Below are 18,584 nucleotides of genomic sequence, written 5' to 3'. Positions count from 1 at the left end.
AGTTCGGTCCCTATCTGTCGTGGGCGTAGGAAATTTGAGAGGAGCTGTCCTTAGTACGAGAGGACCGGGATGGACGCACCGCTGGTGCACCAGTTGTTCCGCCAGGAGCACAGCTGGGTAGCTAAGTGCGGACGGGATAAGCGCTGAAAGCATCTAAGCGTGAAGCCCCCCTCAAGATGAGATTTCCCAATTCGTAAGACCCCTTGAAGACGACAAGGTTGATAGGCCTGAGGTGGAAGTGCAGCAATGCATGGAGCTGACAGGTACTAATCGGTCGAGGGCTTATCCAAAACACACTAAAATGCAGATTTGTTTCGTATCCAGTTTTCAAGGATTAAACCTTGATTTTTATGGCTTGGAGAGATACCCAAGTGGCTATAAGGGGACCCTCTGCTAAGGGGTTAGACTGCGTAAGCGGTGCGAGGGTTCGAATCCCTCTCTCTCCGCCATTTGTACAAGCTTAACTGTGGCGGCGTAGCTCAGCTGGCTAGAGCGTACGGTTCATACCCGTGAGGTCGGGGGTTCGATCCCCTCCGCCGCTACCATAATATTTCGGAGGCTTAGCTCAGCTGGGAGAGCATCTGCCTTACAAGCAGAGGGTCGGGGGTTCGATCCCCTCAGCCTCCACCATGATCTTTATTTGAAACATCATAATTTACACCGTGCCGGTGTAGCTCAATTGGTAGAGCAACTGACTTGTAATCAGTAGGTTGGGGGTTCAAGTCCTCTCGCCGGCACCATTCTCTTGCGGAGCCGTGGTGTAGAGGCCTAACATGCCTGCCTGTCACGCAGGAGACCGCGGGTTCGAATCCCGTCGGCTCCGCCATTTATTTGAATATTTCCACCGTAAAGTGGGAAAGTGTTCAACTTCACCGCTTTATTTTTTTGGGTTTTTACCGTGTAATGTATGGCTCGGTAGCTCAGTTGGTAGAGCAGAGGACTGAAAATCCTCGTGTCGGCGGTTCGATTCCGTCCCGAGCCACTTTTATGCTTCCAGCATTAGATTGGACTGAGCTGGGTAGCATAACACATATGGAGGCTTAGCGAAGTGGCCAAACGCAGCAGACTGTAAATCTGTTCTCTTACGAGTTCGGTGGTTCGAATCCATCAGCCTCCACCAGTTTATATGAGCCATTAGCTCAGTTGGTAGAGCACCTGACTTTTAATCAGGGTGTCGAAGGTTCGAGTCCTTCATGGCTCATGATCTAAAGCCGTTAACCTTAGGGTTGACGGCTTTTTTGCGCGTTCGGCAGGACGAGGATTTAGGTTTGCTCCGGCAGTTATGATAAAATAAGTCTAATAAACTCGAAAACGCATAGAAAGAAAGGCTACGCTATGGAGATCAAATTGCTAAAACAACAAGTGGAGAGCGTCATCGGTACATCGCTGTCGGAGAGCGTATGGGAGACAAAGGACTGGAACGATATTGTAAAAGCGGCGAATCCTATGGAATCCGGTCCATATCGCGTAAATGAGCGATGGATATGGTTCGTCGAGCAGCATCAAGGAGGCGTGCGTGTACTTGAATCGGAGGTTGCCAAAGTAACGGATTCTGAAGCCCGGTTGATTCAAATGCTCCTGACGGCTGCCCGAGAGCCGGCAACGCCTTCCTCTAACTTGAAGCGAGAGGATGAAATGCGCAGTATTCAGTTGGGGGAGTGGCTGGAGGAACGCTTGGAGCAAGGAGAGCTGACTCAACCGTTGCCTGATCACTTGACCTTGAAGGCGAAGCTCAAGGGGAGGATGTTGCCCTTTTTACTGAGTTGGGAAAGTTCGGGACAAGGGCAGGCGATTTCTTTTTCAAAGCTAAACAAGCTGTTGAAGAGCTACTTCGGGGGCGAAGTGGTTCTGGCTCCGCTGAAGGAGGCGTGGTTGATTCTCCTGGGTGAAGAGTTGTTTATGAGCCTGCGGGAGGAGAGCGAAGAGGCGGCGGAAACGGAACGCGACCTGATGGCTGCCTTATGCCAAGGCTTGTACGAGCTGGTGACCAACGAATGGGTTGGAGGATTTCACCTTACGGTCGGGAGCGCCTTAATTGCTGAGAATGAATTGGTGTCCGCCACGTTGTTTTTGCGTCAGACGTTGGCCCTCGGGCGAATGTTTAATGTAACAGATCCCATCCATTTTCCTTGGGAACTAAGGCTGGAGCGGTTAGTGTACAGTATACCGGAAGAGCAACGCCGGCAATTTGCTTTGGAGCTTGGGGATCGTGCAGATTTGCTGCAGGATGAGGAGATTCGAACCACGCTTGAGACGTTTTTTGCCCTGGACTGCAATGTGAGTGAGACCGCGAAACGGCTATATATTCACCGGAACACGTTATTATATCGCATGGATAAATTCAAACAGGAAACCGGGTTGGATGTCAGAACGTTTAATGACGCAGTTTTGGTCAAGCTCGAGCTGCTATTGTATAAAGTGACGAAAAGGCTTTAAGATTTTTGTGCAGTTTGTGGATGGATGGGCAGCCCCCTATCGTCTAATATATAAATATAAAATGTATCCGATTTCATAAAGCATAGAACCAATACCCTAATACCACCAAATTAAAGTAATGGGAGGACGAAGACATGGCAGGCGTACGTTTAGAACACATTTACAAAAAATACCCGGGTGCTGCTAAAGCAACCGTAGAAGACATCAACCTCGATATCAAGGATAAGGAATTCCTCGTACTGGTAGGACCTTCCGGTTGCGGTAAATCCACAACGCTTCGGATGATCGCTGGTTTGGAGGAAATTACCGAAGGTAAATTGTACATCGGCGACCGCGTCGTAAACGACGTTGCTCCGAAAGACCGCGACATCGCGATGGTATTCCAATCCTACGCGCTGTATCCGCACATGAACGTATATCAAAACATGGCGTTCGGTTTGAAACTGCGTAAAGTGAAGAAAGATGAAATCGACCGTCGCGTTCGCGAAGCAGCTAAAATTCTCGACATCGAGCATTTGCTCGATCGCAAACCGAAAGCTCTTTCCGGTGGTCAACGTCAACGGGTTGCCTTGGGCCGCGCCATTGTCCGCGATCCTCAAGTGTTCCTGATGGACGAACCGCTTTCCAACTTGGATGCTAAACTGCGCGGTCAAATGCGCGCGGAAATCACGAAGCTGGTTAAACGTCTGGAAACGACTTGCATCTACGTAACACATGACCAAATCGAAGCTATGACGATGGGTGACCGGATCGTTGTTATGCATGACGGTATCATCCAACAAGCTGCTTCTCCAGAAGAGCTGTACAACCAACCAGGCAACATCTTCGTAGCTGGCTTTATCGGTTCGCCTACGATGAACTTCGTGAACGGTACTTTGGTGGAAGAAGCAGGCACCGTTCGTTTCAGAGCTACCAACATGGATGTTGTTGTGCCTCAAGGTAAAGCAACAATCCTGAGAGATAAAGGCTACATCGGTAAAGACGTTATCATGGGTATTCGTCCTGAGGACATCCATGAAGAGCCAGTATTCCTGGAAGCTTCGCCGCAAACGACCTTTACTGCTAACGTGTATCTGACGGAAAACCTGGGTCACGAAATGCAATTGTACCTGAACGGTGCAGGCAGCGACGGCCTGATCGCTCGTGTAGACGGCCGTTCCAATACACGTGAAGGCGACAACGTTAAACTGGCGATCGATATGAACAAAATTCATATCTTCGACAAAGAAACAGAACGCAACGTGTTCTTCAGCTAATTTGTTACGCGATGAAGAAACCGCCCTTCGGGGCGGTTTTTTTTGTTAGGCAGGGGCAAAAAAGCTGCAGTAGGGCGATTCCTAGGCGGCTCACGGCCCAATGATTGATTTACGTGACAATTTCCTATACGATGAATACATTGAGTGATCTCGAACCAAGATGAATTAATGCCTTAATTCAGGCAGCTGATATCGGAGCCGGAGCTCGTTAGTTGACGAGCACCCTCATGTTGAATGCCGGCAGGGGAAAGGAAGAGCACCATGGCTAAAAAAGTGAAAGTATCCGAATTAGTGAACCAATTCGGGCTCGAGGTGGTTTCCGGAGAGCAAGGGTTAAAACGTGCGATCACGGTCGACGATTTATATCGTCCGGGCTTGGAGATGGCCGGGTATTTTGAATACCATCCGCCGGAGCGCGTTCAGATTCTGGGGAAAACCGAGCTGGCCTTCTTCGAGATGCTACCGGAGAAGGAACGGAAAGATCGCATGGAGCGGTTATGCAGCAGCGATGAGACGCCTTGTATCATCGTTACCCGCTCTTGGAAGGTACCTGAGGAACTGATTGAGATCAGTTCAGAGAAGCAAATCCCAGTCCTTCGCAGCAGCATGGCGACGACAATCCTGTCGAGCCGGATCACCAGCTTCCTGGAACGGAAGCTGGCGCCAACCGCGACGATTCACGGGGTTCTCGTTGACGTCTATGGCGTGGGGATGCTAATTACCGGCAGCAGCGGTATCGGGAAGAGTGAAACGGCCCTCGAACTGGTGAAGCGCGGACACCGTCTGATTGCGGACGATGCGGTAGAAATTCGGCAAACGTCGGATAACCAATTACACGGTACAGCACCTGAACTCATTCGCCACCTACTTGAGATCCGCGGCGTGGGGATCATCAACGTCATGACGTTGTTTGGTGCCGGGGCCATCCGCAACAACAAGCGAATTTCGCTGGTTGTCAGATTGGAAGCTTGGCAACAAGAGAAGCAGTATGACCGATTAGGTCTGGATGAAGAGACGACGCGGATTATCGATACCGATGTCCCTCTGGTGACGATCCCGGTGCGTCCTGGACGGAACTTGGCCGTCATTATCGAGGTAGCCGCGATGAACTTCCGTTTGAAGCGAATGGGGTACAACGCTGCGCTGCAGTTTACGACAAAACTGACCGAAACGATTTCAGAAGATATCGACGATTTGGAGTAGGAGCGTGAACGATGGGCACTTTGTTATTAGACCCGATCGCTTTTTCCATCGGGGGCTTGAAAGTACACTGGTATGGCCTGATTCTGGGCTGCGCGGCTTTGGTCGGCCTTCTGTTAGCCGTTTGGGAAGGGAAGCGGTTCCGCATCCCTCAGGAATTTTTTATGGACTTGCTGTTATTGGGCGTACCGTCGGCGATTGTCGCCGCGCGGATTTATTACGTCGCGTTTATGTGGGACGATTACAAGGATAACTTCTGGGATGTATTTAAAATCTGGAACGGCGGTATCGCCATTTATGGGGCGCTGATCGGCGCGATCATCTGCGCGGTGATCTTTGTTCGGCGTCGCGGCTATAACTTCTGGCGGATCGCTGATATTTGTGCGCCTTCCCTGATTGTGGGGCAGATGATTGGGCGCTGGGGGAACTTCGTGAACCAGGAAGCTTATGGCGGACCAACAACGGAGAGCTTCCTTCGCGACAACTTGCATTTACCTTCATTTATTGTGAATCAAATGAACGTGCAGGGGACATTCCATCACCCGACGTTTCTGTATGAATCGTTGTGGAACCTGGTGGGCTTGATCTTACTAATGATTTTGCGGAGACAGAAATTTTTGCGCGCAGGGGAATTGTTCGCCTCGTATTTCATCTGGTATTCGATCGGACGATTCTTCATTGAAGCGTTGCGGACGGACAGCTTAGCGTTCCAGGGAGCATCCTGGCTAGCGTCGTTCGTGAATGGGCTCTGGACGCCAATGACCTGGCTTGGATTCGAACAAGGGTATCTGGCGCCTTCTTACGGCAACGTTCGCATTTCCCAGCTGCTTGCCTTGGGCATTGTGGTTGCGGCGATCATCTTCATTATCGTACGTCGCAGTACCGTTCGTGACCTGCCGTATTACAGTGATCCTATTACATCTACGAAAGTCGCCGCAGCGGATGCTTTGCCGGTAATGGGTGGAGCGGCTGAATCTGAGCAAGCGAAGCTGTCTAAGACGGAGGAAACGACCGTGGAGGAGTTGGCGGAAGCGCCGGAAGACAAGAAGGAGTAGCAGCCACATGATAAACACCGTGTTATTTGATCTTGATGGAACGATTATCGATACCAATGAACTGATCATTACAACCTTTTTGCACGTCATTGATAAGCATGGCTTCCAGCCGCGCACGAGAGAAGAAATCATCCCGCATATGGGGCAAACGTTAGAGCACCAGTTGCAAGTGTTCTCGGGCCGTGAAGAGGTAGCGGATCTGGTGGCAGATTACCGAAAATACAACCGGGAACGCCACGATGAACTGATCCGTGAATTTCCCCAGGTCAAAGAAGTGATCTCCGATTTGCACGAACGGGGGATCACAATGGGGATTGTCACGACGAAGATTAAGGAGACCACGATGCTCGCCTTAAACATGTTCGGGTTAAAGCCGTACATGAAATCGATCGTGACGGTGGAGGATGTGAAGCATCCCAAGCCGCATCCTGAGCCGATTCTGACGGCGTTGCGCGAACTGGGCGCTGATCCGGCACACACGTTGATGGTGGGCGATAGTGCCGCCGATCTGCAATGTGCGAAGGCAGCGGGTGTGAAGGCAGCCGGTGTAGCTTGGTCGTTGAAAGGCGAGGCGGTACTGCGCCAGTATCATCCGGATTACATCCTGCAAGAGATGCGAGATCTCTATGGAATCCTAGGTTTGGAGCCGGTGAGATCGTGAGACGAGTGAGGCGTTATCCGGTTGAAGGACCCAACGCACTCTGGCAGCTGTACCGGACGGTAAGCCCTTGGAAGGGCGTCCGGAACTTTATTTTTATCCAAATCGCCCGGTATTGCCCGATATTATCGCTGAAGAACGCCATTTACCGTCGGGTTCTCGGCATGAAGGTGGGCGAGCACACCGCGTTTGGGTTGATGGTGATGGTGGATGTGTTTTTCCCGGAGCTGATTACGGTGGGACGCAATTCGGTGATCGGGTACAACACGACGATTCTCGCCCACGAGTATTTGATCAAGGAATACCGCCTGGGTGAGGTGCGGATCGGCGATGAGGTGATGATTGGTGCGAACAGCACAATCCTCCCGGGTGTGACCATCGGAGACGGTGCAGTCGTCGCCGCCGGATCAGTGGTACATAAGGACGTGGCTCCGGGCACGTTTGTTGGCGGGAACCCGCTGCGGGTGCTGGAGCGGAAGAATCCCTAGATTGTGGGCGTGTCCTATGTCATCATCCGGAGTCCGAATTGGCTCAGCCCGCCTCTGCGGGCGCGCTAACGCTGACCAGGAACGCTATTTTGCTGATTTTGGTGCTTTGAAATTTCTAACGACGCTGAGACACGCTATTTCGAGAAAAATACCTGAATTCGTCAGCAGAATGGAGCAATAAGCATTGTGGTAAGCGTTAGAATCGTAATACGTTGATTTTAACTGCAATAAGGTTTGTGATAAGCGTTAGAAATAAAAGCGGTCCTTGAACCAGGGAATTTGCCGGGTGGGACCGCTTTTGTGTGTTTTATTTGAGTTTGATCTTGAACGGTTTTATGCATATTCAAATTCTGGTATAGTGGAGAGAGTGAACTAGAAACATTTGTAAAGTTTAGATGTCTAGTACGTAAATCAGGCTTCTTTTAATTATGAACAGGAGTTGGTTGAGTGAGCAAGGTGGTCAAGGAACGTTTGCCGCAGTTGGACATCTTTCGGGCGTTAGCGATCTTCAGCGTCATCCAGGTGCACGCTTCATCGTTCGCGGCGGCAGAACAAGCGCTGAATTCACCGGTCTACTACTTTTATAATTGGATGAACATTTTCTTTAAAATCGGTACCCCGTCGTTTATCCTGCTAAGCAGTTTCGTCCTTTTTTACAATTATTACGATCAGCCGATTAGCCGCAAGCTGGTAAGCAAATTCTACAAGAAGCGCTTGACCTATATCATCTTGCCCTATCTCCTGGTCTCCTGTTGTTATTTCATGTTGATTGCGCTTTACCGCAACGATTTTGTCAATAATTCCAAGCTGTATGAATTGAAGTCGTTAGGGAATGCGCTCCTGACGGGTACAGCGTATACCCACCTCTACTTCGTATTTATCAGCATACAGTTCTACCTGTTGTTCCCGCTCTTCTTGTGGTTATTCCAGTCCTTCCGAAATCACCGCTTCTTGATTGCGCTCATTTTGCCTTTGGGTCTGGCGCTGCAGTGGGGCTTCGTATTCTGGAACAAATACCAGCTACATCTGCCGAATAAAGGGAGCTACGCACTGAGCTATATGGGGTATTACATGTTGGGGGCAGTGCTGGCGATTTACTTCAGCAAATTGAAGAGTTGGCTGAAAACGGACTGGAAGCAAATGCCCCAATCCCACAAAGGATGGACTGCCGCGTTGTGGATCGGATGGCTGGTTGTTGCCTTCGTTCATGTCCAGATCTGGTATGTATACCGCCAAGGTTATGCTTCGCCCAACACCCTATGGTTTGAATTGTTATGGAACGTTCACACGATGTTCTCGGCGTTAGTGCTGCTCAAACTGTCATTCTCCATTCAGCGAAGAGGCTCCGCCTTCTGGGTTCGGTCGCTGACTCGGGTGGGGGAGCTCTCCTTCGGGATCTATCTGTTCCATCCTGTCGTGTTGTTCGCGTACCGGCTCTTCTGGAATGAACAACGGCTGCCGGGGGCTTCTTACGGCTACCTGGTTTACATCATTGTGGGTTCCCTCGCAGCGCTATTCCTTTCATGGGGGTTTGTGCAGCTTAGTTTCCGGCGGCTGCCGTTTGCCGCATGGTTTCTGGGGAGTGTACCGGCTTCCTTGCGCAAAAATAAACCGTCCGAACGGCAGGAAAGCGGGCAAAGACCATCTGTTGGTGCAAATACGTAACTTCGATCAGTTGAACCGGTTCGGGCATACCCGGCCGGTTTTTTTGCATGGAGTGGGAAGTCGCAAGGGTTTTGGCTCATGCTTGGGGAATACTGTAGGGCAGGTTAATTTGAGACGTAGGAACCGGAGAGAAGCAATTGACGGTCGAAAAGAAATTATGATAAAATTGGGCTACTCTTTAATTTGGTAGTATGGTAGTACTTTAATATAATAAAGAAATTTTATATAAGAGAGAAAAACGGTGAGGTGAAACACTTGTCGAAACCAAAAGGCTTTGAAAAACCGGCGGGTGTCCGCGATTATCTGCCTTTTGCCGTGGATAAGCTGCGGGCGATCGAACGGCGTGTGCTGGATTGCATGGCCGGCTGGGGATACCGGCAAATTATGACGCCTACAATGGAATATTACGATACCGTGGGCGTAGCCAGCTCGACGTCGGATCAGAAGCTGTTTAAATTGTTAAATAACCGGGGGACCACGATGGTGCTCCGTTCCGATATGACGGCGCCCATCGCGCGGGTCGTCGCTTCTTTGTTGAAGGAAGAGCCGTTGCCGCTTCGCTTGTCATATCACGCCAACGTCTTCCGGGCGATTGAGGAAGAAGCAGGAAGGGAAGCGGAGTTTTATCAAACGGGAGTCGAATTGGTTGGCGATGATTCCCCGGATGCGGACGCTGAGGTGATTGCGCTGGCCGTAGCCTCGTTGCAGGCAGCGGGCGTGAAGTCATTTAAGATCGCGGTTGGGCATGTTGGCTTCCTGAATGGTCTGCTGGAGGATGCGGTCCCGGGCCGGGAGGATATTCAGGAGGCGTTAAAGGCCGGGCTGTTGCATCGCGATTTTGTAGGCTATCGGGAGACACTCTCCCAGTTATCTCTCTCGCAGGAGCAGCGTGATGAGCTGGAAGGGATTCTCCGTCTGCGCGGCGGTAAAGAAATTTGCGGCCAAGCGCTGGAGCTGAGTGCCAATCCGCTAGCCCAAGCCTCAGTTCAGCATCTGAGTCAGGTGTGGGATGCTTTGGAGGACTTTGGCGTAGCCGAACATGTGATGATCGATCTGACGATGATCGGAGATTTCTCCTATTATACGGGGATGACGTTTGAGGGCTATGCTGCAGAGCTGGGGTTCCCGGTGTGCAGCGGCGGTCGGTATGACAATCTGCTGCAGCAGTTCGGACGGCCGGCACCAGCTACCGGATTCTCGCTCAAGACGAACCGAATTCTCGACGGAGTTGGCGGGCTGGAGACGGAACCGGAGCTGCCGGTGGTGCTGCAGTATGACGCGCCGAACCGGAAGCGGGCGTTCGCCGAAGCGGAGCGGTTGCGCAGTGAAGGCCGCAGCGTACTGATGCGCCGTGCAGAGGGGCCGGAAGATCTGCTCAGCGCCCCGGAGTCGACGCGGAAGGCGGGACCGCTGGGACCAACATACGGCGATATCCTGACGTTCGTCAGCTTTTGAGTGAAGGCAGCTGCCTGAGAAGGAGGGCACAATCCATTGAATCAAATTATTAAAGTCGCAATGCCTAAGGGGCGTATTTATAAAAAAGCATCCGCCTTGTTCCGTGAGGCGGGTATCGAGATTCCAGATGATGTAGATGAAACGCGCAAGCTGGTCATTCCGCTGCCGGACATCGGCATGGAGTTCATTCTTGCGAAGCCGGTCGATGTGCCAACGTACGTGGAATACGGCGTGGCCGATATCGGGATCGTTGGTAAAGACGTGCTGATGGAGGAAAATCGGGATGTCTACGAGCTGCTTGACCTTGGCATCGCGCGTTGCCGCATGTCGGTGATTGCGCTGCCCGATTGGAAGCCGGGGATTCAGCAACGGGTGGCTACGAAGTATCCGAACGTGGCGTCGCAGTTCTTCCGCGAGCACGGACAGCAGGTTGAGGTCATTAAGCTGAACGGCTCGATTGAGCTGGCACCGCTCATCGGTTTGGCGGACCGAATCGTGGATATGGTGGAGACCGGGCAGACGTTGAAGGAGAACGGATTAGTTGAGCTGGAGAAGATCTTTGACATCACCAGCCGTTTGGTGGCGAACCGAGTCAGCTATCGGATGAAAAACGCCGAGATTCAGGCCGTGTGTGATGCGCTGAGCAAAGTGATTCAGCGGGATGAAGTCTCGCAGGCTTGAGCTTGGGACGGGCCAAGGGCAGACACAAGAACTTATAAGGATGAAGAAAGCAGGGGGATGCCGGATGATGAAACTGGTATCGGCACAGGATTTTGATTTGCGGCGGGAAGTGGAATATGGCTCGCCGGAGCAAAACGAAGCGGTTAAAGCGATCGTCCAAGCGGTCAAAGCGGAAGGGGACGCGGCCTTGCTTCGGTACACGGAGCAATTTGACGGTATGAAGCTGGAGACGTCCGGGCTGCGCGTGACGAAGGAGGAGCTGGAGGCGGCATATGCGGCTGTGGAGCCGTCGTTTGTGACAGCGATCCGGGGGGCAGCCCAGAACATCCGGGCTTTCCATGCCCGGCAGAAGCGCAATTCCTGGATGGACTTGCAGTCGGATGGGAGCTTACTGGGACAAATCATCCGTCCGTTAAAGCGGGTTGGCGTGTATGTTCCTGGCGGGAAGGCGGCTTATCCGTCTTCCGTGCTCATGAACGTGATTCCGGCACAGGTGGCCGGCGTGCCGGAGATCGTGATGGTGACGCCGCCGGCGACGGGCGGCAAAGCGGGGATCGACCCGTACATTCTCGTGGCGGCGGCCGAAGCCGGCGTGCACGAGATCTATCGGGTCGGCGGGGCCCAAGCGATTGCGGCGCTCGCTTATGGCACGGACACGATCCGGCCCGTGGATAAGATTTGCGGGCCGGGGAACATTTACGTCGCGCTTGCCAAACGCGAAGTGTACGGTGTCGTCGATATCGACAGTATCGCCGGTCCTAGTGAAATCGCCGTGCTGGCCGATGACAGCGCCGATCCCGCCTATGTGGCGGCGGATCTGCTGTCCCAGGCCGAGCACGATGAGATGGCGTCGGCGATCCTCGTGACGCCGTCGGAGGCGTTTGCGAAGGCGTGCCAAGCCGAGGTGGAGCGGCAGCTTGCCGCGCTGCCGCGCAAGGCGATCGCCGGAGCTTCGATCGAGCGCTACGGTGCGATCATCCTCGTCGATTCGATCGAAGCGGGGATCGACGTGATTAATCAGCTGGCGCCGGAGCATTTTGAGCTGATCGTGGACAATCCGATGGGCTATCTGGGCCGGGTGGAAAATGCCGGGGCAATTTTCCTCGGACCGTACAGCTCGGAGCCGGTGGGGGATTATTTTGCCGGGCCGAACCATATCATTCCGACCAACGGTACGGCGCGATTCTCGTCACCGGTAGACGTGGACGATTTTATTAAGAAATCCAGTTTGATTTACTATAGCAAGGAAGCGCTGCTGGAGAACGGGGCTACCATTATGGAGCTGGCGCGGCGGGAAGGGCTGGAAGGCCATGCCCGGGCGATCGAAATCCGGTTGCAGCAAGAAGGAAAGGCGGGGAACGAAGATGGCCAACAGTAACGGGGGAACGGCGCCACGCCAAGCGAGCATCAGCCGCACAACGAATGAAACAGATATTCAACTGACCTTTGCGGTGGACGGGAGCGGGAACGCGCAGTTGGAGACGGACGTGCCTTTTTTGAACCATATGCTGGATTTGTTCACGAAGCACGGACATTTTGATCTCTCGGTCCAGGCGCGCGGCGATATCGAAATCGATGATCATCATACGGTGGAGGATATCGGCATTTGTCTGGGGCAGGTGATTCGGGAGGCGCTGGGCGATAAAAAAGGGATCAAACGTTATTCCAGCGTGTTTATTCCGATGGATGAGGCGTTGGCCCAAGTGGTAATTGACGTCAGCAACCGTCCGCATTTCGAATACCGTGCGGAGTATCCTTCGGACCGCGTGGGCAGCTTCGACGTGCAGCTCGTTCATGAGTTTCTATGGAAGTTGGCGTTGGAGGCACGGATTACGCTGCATGTGATCGTGCATTATGGCCAGAACACGCACCACATGATCGAAGCGGTGTTCAAAGCGCTGGGACGGGCGCTGGATGAGGCGACGAGCATTGATCCGCGCGTCAACGGGGTGCCGTCGACGAAGGGAGTGCTGTAGCCGATGAAGATTGCCATCGTCGATTACGGGATGGGCAACCTGCACAGCGTGAGCAAGGCGGTGGAGCGCCTCGGCTACGAGGGTACGATTACCGGAGACGAGGCGCAGATTCTGGCGGCGGACGGCGTGCTGTTGCCGGGCGTCGGAGCTTTTGGTGACGCGATGAAGCATCTGCGCGCGTCGGGCTTGGACGCCGTGGTGCGGCAGGCAGCCGCTGGGGGAACACCGCTGCTCGGCATCTGCCTCGGGATGCAGCTGCTCTTCGGTGAGAGCGAAGAGCATGGGCTCAACGAGGGGCTGGGCTTGCTGCCGGGCCGCGCGGTGCGGTTTGCGGGCACCGAGGGGTACAAGGTGCCGCATATGGGCTGGAACCGGCTGTCGTTCCTGCAGCCGGAGAATCCGCTGCTCGCCGGGCTGGAAGAGGGACATGTATACTTCGTCCATTCTTATCACGTGTTGGCGGAGCAGCCGGGGGATGTGCTGGCCGTGACCGACTACGGCCATCCGGTGACCGCCATCGTCGGCCGCGGTAACGTCTTCGGGATGCAGTTCCATCCCGAGAAGAGCGGCGAGCTCGGCATGGCGTTGCTGCGCAATTTCCTGACGCTGGTGGGGCGGCAGGGATAATGCCGCGAGATCGACGCGCACGCTGCAGGTAATCGTCAGTTAGACGCAGTTGAAGTCCTCGGCGCGCTTAGGGCACTTGCAGCAAGGGACGCCTGAAGTGTCTAGGGGGTTGGGCGCGAAGGATGCAAGTAAGCGCCAGCTAGACGCATTTGAAGCTCTCGGCGCGCGCTTGGAGCACTCGCGGGCAAGGGACGTCCTGAAGCTTGAGGCGCTGGGTGCGAAGGGGAGTGGGGTGCACACGAAGCACACGATGCTACACGATGCGCCCCTGCTGCCAGCTGCTAACGTGGCTGCGTATAGAGAAGGTAGCGGTAATTTATGGCCTTATTTTGGCAGGTAGATAGGCTCTGTGGAGAATTAGCGGTAAAAAGTGGCGTTATCTGAGGTCCGGTTGCTTGAATCCAAGGATTTTGGCTGAAATAGCGCCAAGAAATACCGTTAGTCTCATGGAGAGGCAGATTTGCGTTGAAATAACACCATAAATTACCGCTATTTCAGAACGGGAGCCACATGGATCTTTAAACCTAAGGGAAGTGCGGAATTTTAAATATTCATTCTAACCATGAACGGCGGGAGGTACGAACATATGTCATCTTTTATTATTTATCCGGCGATCGACATTCGCGGCGGAAAATGTGTGCGATTGGTCCAGGGCGATTATGATCGTGAAACGGTGTATAACGCGAACCCGGTTGAGGTGGCCCGTTCTTGGGAAGCCCAAGGCGGGTCGTTTATCCATTTGGTCGATTTAGATGGGGCGAAGGCGGGGCATCCGGTTAACGATGAGCTGATCGGCGAGATCGCTCGCACCGTACAGGTGCCAGTACAGGTCGGCGGCGGCCTGCGCACGCTGGACGACGTAAAGCGCCTGTTGTCGCTGGGGGTGAGCCGGGTCATTCTCGGGACGGCAGCGATTGAGGACCGGGCGTTCACGGAGGCGGTGCTGGGCACCTATGGCGATCAAGTCGCCATCGGCATTGATGCCCGGAACGGCTTCGTCGCAACTCGCGGTTGGCTGGAAACCTCCGAGGTTCAGGCAGAAGTGTTGGCGAAGGAGCTCGCGGCCAAAGGGGCGGAGACGTTTATTTTCACCGATATCTCCCGCGACGGGATGATGCAAGGGCCGAATGTGGAGGCGATTTTGTCGCTGGCTCAGGCCTCTGGCAAGACGGTAATTGCCTCCGGCGGCGTCACGGTGCAGGACGATTTGCTGCGCCTCGCTGCCCACCGAGATCAAGGTGTCGGCGGAGCTATCGTTGGTAAGGCGCTGTACACGGGGAATATCGATCTGGCTCAGGCGATCGGGGCAATTGAAGCTTTGAATCGATGATCTTGAAATCGACGAATAGACGAATTACGGAAAGGAAGTCGAACCATCATGCTCGCAAAGCGAATTATTCCCTGTCTGGACGTAAAGGACGGGCGGGTCGTCAAAGGCGTGAATTTTGTGAACCTGCGTGACGCCGGTGATCCGGTGGAGCTGGCCGCATTATATGATCGCGAGGGGGCGGATGAGCTTGTCTTTCTGGACATTTCCGCATCCCACGAAGGCCGGGCGACCATGATCGAGGTGGTGAAGCAGACGGCCGGGGAAATCGCTATCCCGTTTACAGTAGGCGGCGGGATCTCCCAGGTGGAGGATATGAAGCGTCTGCTCCGGGCCGGGGCCGATAAGATTGGCATTAATACGGCGGCGGTTATCAATCCAGATCTGATCTCGGACGGTGCACGCCGTTTTGGCTCCCAATGCATCGTTGTGGCTGTAGATGCCAAATATAACGCCGAGTGGGGCGAATGGGAAGTGTACACCCACGGAGGACGCAAACCAACGGGCATCCGGGCGCTGGAATGGGTGCGGGAAGCCGAGAAACGAGGCGCCGGGGAAATTCTGCTGACGAGCATGGACGCCGACGGCACCAAGGACGGATTTGATCTGCCTCTGACCAGCGCAGTCAGCCGGGCGGTAGGGATTCCGGTTATCGCCTCGGGCGGAGCAGGGAAGACGGAAGATTTCTACGAGGTATTTACCGAAGGACATGCGGATGCGGCGTTGGCGGCGACGATTTTTCACTATAAAGAAATTGCCATACCGGATTTAAAACAGGAGTTAAAAGCTAAAGGGGTGGAGATACGATGACCGCAGGAAATCAACAGGCTTTGCAGCTATCGCTTTCGATTGAAGCGTTGGAGCAGACGGTGAAGTGGGACGCAGCCGGTCTTGTGCCGGCCATTGTCCAGGATGCGCGCAGCAAGGAAGTGCTGATGCTGGCTTACATGAATCGCGAGTCGCTGCGTAAATCGGTAGAAACCGGCCAGACCTGGTTCTGGAGCCGGTCGCGTGCGGAGCTATGGAACAAAGGGGCGACCTCCGGCAACACGCAGCAGATCACGGCCTTGAAATATGATTGTGACGGCGACACGCTGCTGGTCGAGGTTATCGCGAACGGACCGGCTTGCCACACTGGAGAGTCTACTTGCTTCTATCGGACGGCTGCTGCTGCTGAGGTTGCTGCAACCTCCACGGGATCGGGAAGTACCGAAGAGCGGTTCAAGGTGCTGGCTGAGCTGGAGCAGTTGATTGCCGAGCGTTACACGGAGCGTCCGGAAGGGGCGTATACCACGTATTTATTTGATAAGGGGCTCGATAAAATTCTCAAGAAGGTTGGCGAAGAGACCGCAGAATCGATCATTGCCGCTAAAAACGGAGACAACGATGAGCTGCGTTATGAAGTCAGCGACCTGATCTACCATCTGCTGGTGCTGCTGCGCGAGCGCAATTTGCCGCTGGATGAAATTATGCAGGAGCTGGAGCGTCGTCATGAACGGCCGCGGCGTGACTAAAGCGGAGGTGGGAACAAATGTTGATCGACTACCATACCCATCATGAACGCTGCGGGCATGCCGTTGGCACGCTGGAGGATTATATCCGCCGGGGAATCGAGATCGGATTGTCCCAGCTCGGTGTCTCTGACCATATGCCGTTGCTGCATGTGGATCCGGCTGCCTATTATCCGGAAATGGCGATGCCGATGGAGGAGTTGCCGCGGTACGTGGAGGAAGCTTTTCGTTTGAAGGACAAATACCGCGGGCAGATCGACGTACGCGTCGGCCTGGAGGGCGACTATATCGAAGGCTGGGAGGAAAAGATCGAACAGATCATCACGGGCTATCCGTGGGATTATGTGATCGGGTCGGTGCATTTTCTCGGGGAATGGGATGTATCGGATTTTCGCCAGGTTCACAACTGGGAAGAAAAGGATGTATTCGCGGTATATACGCAATACTATGATGCGGTGACCAAAGCCGCGCAAACCGGGTTGTATGATTTCCTTGGCCATCTCGACGTGATCAAGCGGTTTGGGTACAAGCCTGGGCCGGAGCTGGAGCAAGAGACGATTGCGCTGGAGCGGCGGGCCTTGGCTGCCGTGAAGGAAGCCGGAATCGCCATCGAGCTCAATGCTTCGGGGCTATCCAAGCCTTGCGCGGAGATGTTTCCCAGCGAGCGGATCTTGCAGGCGGCTATCGAGATAGGGATTCCGCTGACCGTAGGGTCGGATGCCCATGATCCCCAGAAGCTAAGCGAACATTTGGATCAAGCGCGAGCACTGCTGTATAAACTGGGAGTGCGGGAGTTGGCAACTTTCGAGGGCCGCAAGCGAACGATGATTCCTTTGGAAGCAGGGAAATAAGAGCTCCAGAGCCGCTATCTGGAAAATGCTGGACGACCAGGTTGAATCCATGTACGATAATCGTGTAGGAATGTCCAAGTCTGAAATGTCATAAATCAAGGATTCGGGAGGATGTTATGGAAGCCAAAATGCGCATGTTTTCCGGTTCGTCCAATCCGAAGCTGGTATCGGATATCTGCAGTCGGCTTGGGATCGAACCCGGAAAGGTGAAATTGTCGCGCTTCAAGAGCGGAGAAATTTATGTGCATTATGAGGAAAGTATCCGTAATTATGATGTGTTTCTCGTACAGTCGCTATCCCATCCGATCAATGAGTTGTTCGTCGAGCTCCTGGTGATGATCGATGCGGCCAAGCGGGCTTCCGCTCGCACGGTGAACGTCATCATGCCCTATTACGGCTACGCCCGGCAGGAGCGTAAATCGGCGCCGCGGGAACCGATCTCTGCCAAGCTGCTCGCTGATGTGCTGACGACGGCGGGGGCGAGTCGGGTCGTGACGATCGATTTGCACGCGCCGGCAATTCAGGGCTTCTTCAACATTCCGGTCGATCATTTGACCGCGTTAGACTTGATGACGGATTACCTGCGGGCTCAGCAAATTCCGAATCCCGTGATCGTCTCGCCGGATGCGGGACGGGCCTCGATGGCGGAGAAGCTGGCCAACGGGCTGGATTCGCCGTTTGCAATCATGATCAAGAAGCGTCCCGCACACAACCAGTCGGTGATCACGCATGTGATCGGTGATGTGTCCGGGCATACGCCAATCATCATCGAGGATTTGATCGACACGGGCTCCACAATTGTAAACGTTGTCGAAGGGTTGAAGGAACGGGGGGCGGCGGACGCCTATGTGTGCGCAACGCACGGGCTCTTCTCAGACAATGCCCTGGAGAAGCTGAAGCATCCCAATATCCGGCAAGTGGTCGTTACGGATTCGATTGCGCAGCCGGAGCTGCATTCGCCCCATGTGCAGGTGCTCTCTGTAGCGCCGATGTTGGCTCGGGCGACGCAGTTTATTCTAGAGGGCGGTTCGATCGCCGCTTTGTTCAAAGATCGGGGGATTTAACCGTCCATCTCGTTCGATGAGAAAGCCGCTTAGGAAGCGGCTTTTTTTTGTTATGGCTTTAGCCAGTTGAGCTCGCGAAGCGTGCGAAACAAAAAACCACCCGCTATGCGGGTGGAGGAACGAAGGTTTGACCAACTAGACCATTCCCATAAAATTGAGATGTTCAGGCTCAATAAAAGAAAGGAATGGTCTTAGATGGCAAACAAGAGCTATAGTTTAGCTCACACGAAGTGGATGTGCAAATACCATATCGTGTTCACCCCGAAGTATAGACGGAAAGAGATCTATAATCAAGTGAGGAGAGATTTGATCGAAATATTTAAGCGTCTGTGCA

At 53.7% G+C, this 18,584-nt stretch carries 18 protein-coding genes, 8 tRNA genes and 1 rRNA gene; all 27 read left to right on the top strand.

The genetic code is table 11. The annotated features are described in order from the left end of the window. Nucleotides 1–290 (top strand): 23S ribosomal RNA (locus tag M891_RS0120210); the annotation flags it as partial. Between the two features lie 67 nt (nt 291–357). Beyond that, nucleotides 358–449 (top strand) — tRNA-Ser (locus M891_RS0120205). Between the two features lie 19 nt (nt 450–468). Then, nucleotides 469–545, top strand: a tRNA-Met gene (locus M891_RS0120200). A gap of 9 nt (nt 546–554) precedes the next feature. Further along, nucleotides 555–630: transfer RNA gene (locus M891_RS0120195), tRNA-Val, on the top strand. A 34-nt stretch (nt 631–664) separates the two neighbouring features. Then, nucleotides 665–740, top strand: a tRNA-Thr gene (locus M891_RS0120190). A 9-nt stretch (nt 741–749) separates the two neighbouring features. Next, a tRNA-Asp gene (locus M891_RS0120185) sits at nt 750–826 on the top strand. A gap of 83 nt (nt 827–909) precedes the next feature. Then, nucleotides 910–982: transfer RNA gene (locus tag M891_RS0120180), tRNA-Phe, on the top strand. Between the two features lie 52 nt (nt 983–1,034). Further along, nucleotides 1,035–1,120: transfer RNA gene (locus M891_RS0120175), tRNA-Tyr, on the top strand. A gap of 8 nt (nt 1,121–1,128) precedes the next feature. After that, nucleotides 1,129–1,201: transfer RNA gene (locus M891_RS0120170), tRNA-Lys, on the top strand. Nucleotides 1,202–1,335: 134 nt separating this feature from the next. Beyond that, nucleotides 1,336–2,436: a PucR family transcriptional regulator gene (locus tag M891_RS0120165; protein WP_028540054.1), complete on the top strand. Its 1,101-nt coding sequence runs from the start codon at nt 1,336–1,338 to the stop codon at nt 2,434–2,436. 134 nt (nt 2,437–2,570) lie between these two features. Continuing rightward, nucleotides 2,571–3,692 (top strand): ABC transporter ATP-binding protein, encoded by a 1,122-nt coding sequence (locus M891_RS0120160; RefSeq protein WP_016314057.1) that lies wholly within the window; start codon nt 2,571–2,573, stop codon nt 3,690–3,692. A 261-nt stretch (nt 3,693–3,953) separates the two neighbouring features. After that, nucleotides 3,954–4,895: an HPr(Ser) kinase/phosphatase gene (gene hprK / locus M891_RS0120155; RefSeq protein WP_016314056.1), complete on the top strand. Its 942-nt coding sequence runs from the start codon at nt 3,954–3,956 to the stop codon at nt 4,893–4,895. Between the two features lie 11 nt (nt 4,896–4,906). Continuing rightward, the gene (gene lgt / locus M891_RS0120150; protein WP_028540053.1) at nt 4,907–5,947 is read left to right on the top strand and encodes a prolipoprotein diacylglyceryl transferase; all 1,041 of its coding nucleotides are present in this window, start codon (nt 4,907–4,909) and stop codon (nt 5,945–5,947) included. 7 nt (nt 5,948–5,954) lie between these two features. Next, nucleotides 5,955–6,608, top strand: coding sequence for a pyrophosphatase PpaX (ppaX, locus tag M891_RS0120145; protein WP_028540052.1), 654 nt, complete (start codon nt 5,955–5,957; stop codon nt 6,606–6,608). Beyond that, nucleotides 6,605–7,093: an acyltransferase gene (locus M891_RS0120140; protein WP_016314053.1), complete on the top strand. Its 489-nt coding sequence runs from the start codon at nt 6,605–6,607 to the stop codon at nt 7,091–7,093. Before ppaX ends, M891_RS0120140 begins: the two co-directional genes overlap by 4 nt. A gap of 447 nt (nt 7,094–7,540) precedes the next feature. Beyond that, entirely contained in the window at nt 7,541–8,758 is a 1,218-nt protein-coding gene (locus M891_RS0120135; RefSeq protein WP_028540051.1) for an acyltransferase, read from the top strand. A 255-nt stretch (nt 8,759–9,013) separates the two neighbouring features. Further along, on the top strand, nt 9,014–10,213 hold the full coding sequence (locus tag M891_RS0120130) for an ATP phosphoribosyltransferase regulatory subunit (protein ID WP_036701204.1): 1,200 nt from the start codon (nt 9,014–9,016) through the stop codon (nt 10,211–10,213). A 60-nt stretch (nt 10,214–10,273) separates the two neighbouring features. Beyond that, a complete protein-coding gene (hisG, locus tag M891_RS0120125) occupies nt 10,274–10,894 on the top strand; it encodes an ATP phosphoribosyltransferase (RefSeq protein WP_397376636.1) in 621 nt (206 codons plus the stop codon). A 67-nt stretch (nt 10,895–10,961) separates the two neighbouring features. Then, nucleotides 10,962–12,272, top strand: coding sequence for a histidinol dehydrogenase (gene hisD / locus M891_RS0120120; protein ID WP_028540049.1), 1,311 nt, complete (start codon nt 10,962–10,964; stop codon nt 12,270–12,272). Further along, entirely contained in the window at nt 12,259–12,870 is a 612-nt protein-coding gene (hisB, locus tag M891_RS0120115; RefSeq protein WP_028540048.1) for an imidazoleglycerol-phosphate dehydratase HisB, read from the top strand. The genes hisD and hisB overlap by 14 nt, the downstream gene beginning before the upstream one ends. A gap of 3 nt (nt 12,871–12,873) precedes the next feature. Next, on the top strand, nt 12,874–13,497 hold the full coding sequence (hisH, locus tag M891_RS0120110) for an imidazole glycerol phosphate synthase subunit HisH (protein ID WP_028540047.1): 624 nt from the start codon (nt 12,874–12,876) through the stop codon (nt 13,495–13,497). 586 nt (nt 13,498–14,083) lie between these two features. Then, nucleotides 14,084–14,827 carry a 1-(5-phosphoribosyl)-5-[(5-phosphoribosylamino)methylideneamino]imidazole-4-carboxamide isomerase gene (hisA, locus tag M891_RS0120100; protein WP_016314044.1) on the top strand — a complete coding sequence of 248 codons (744 nt, stop codon included), beginning with the start codon at nt 14,084–14,086 and terminating at the stop codon, nt 14,825–14,827. A 48-nt stretch (nt 14,828–14,875) separates the two neighbouring features. Beyond that, on the top strand, nt 14,876–15,634 hold the full coding sequence (hisF, locus tag M891_RS0120095) for an imidazole glycerol phosphate synthase subunit HisF (RefSeq protein WP_028540045.1): 759 nt from the start codon (nt 14,876–14,878) through the stop codon (nt 15,632–15,634). Beyond that, nucleotides 15,631–16,338, top strand: a complete 708-nt coding sequence (hisIE, locus tag M891_RS0120090) for a bifunctional phosphoribosyl-AMP cyclohydrolase/phosphoribosyl-ATP diphosphatase HisIE (protein WP_028540044.1) — start codon at nt 15,631–15,633, stop codon at nt 16,336–16,338. The genes hisF and hisIE overlap by 4 nt, the downstream gene beginning before the upstream one ends. Before the next feature lie 17 nt (nt 16,339–16,355). Beyond that, on the top strand, nt 16,356–17,186 hold the full coding sequence (hisJ, locus tag M891_RS0120085) for a histidinol-phosphatase HisJ (protein ID WP_028540043.1): 831 nt from the start codon (nt 16,356–16,358) through the stop codon (nt 17,184–17,186). Between the two features lie 116 nt (nt 17,187–17,302). Next, on the top strand, nt 17,303–18,250 hold the full coding sequence (locus M891_RS0120080; protein ID WP_016314040.1) for a ribose-phosphate diphosphokinase: 948 nt from the start codon (nt 17,303–17,305) through the stop codon (nt 18,248–18,250). Between the two features lie 195 nt (nt 18,251–18,445). Continuing rightward, the coding region (locus M891_RS0120075; protein WP_028540042.1) for a transposase at nt 18,446–18,584 on the top strand (139 nt) is incomplete at its 3' end.

Source organism: Paenibacillus sp. J14 (assembly GCF_000518465.1).
In the GTDB taxonomy this organism is placed as follows: Bacteria; Bacillota; Bacilli; order Paenibacillales; family Paenibacillaceae; genus Fontibacillus; species Fontibacillus barengoltzii.
Note: the sequence above shows the minus strand (reverse complement) of the source record. Positions and strands in the feature narration are given on the sequence as shown.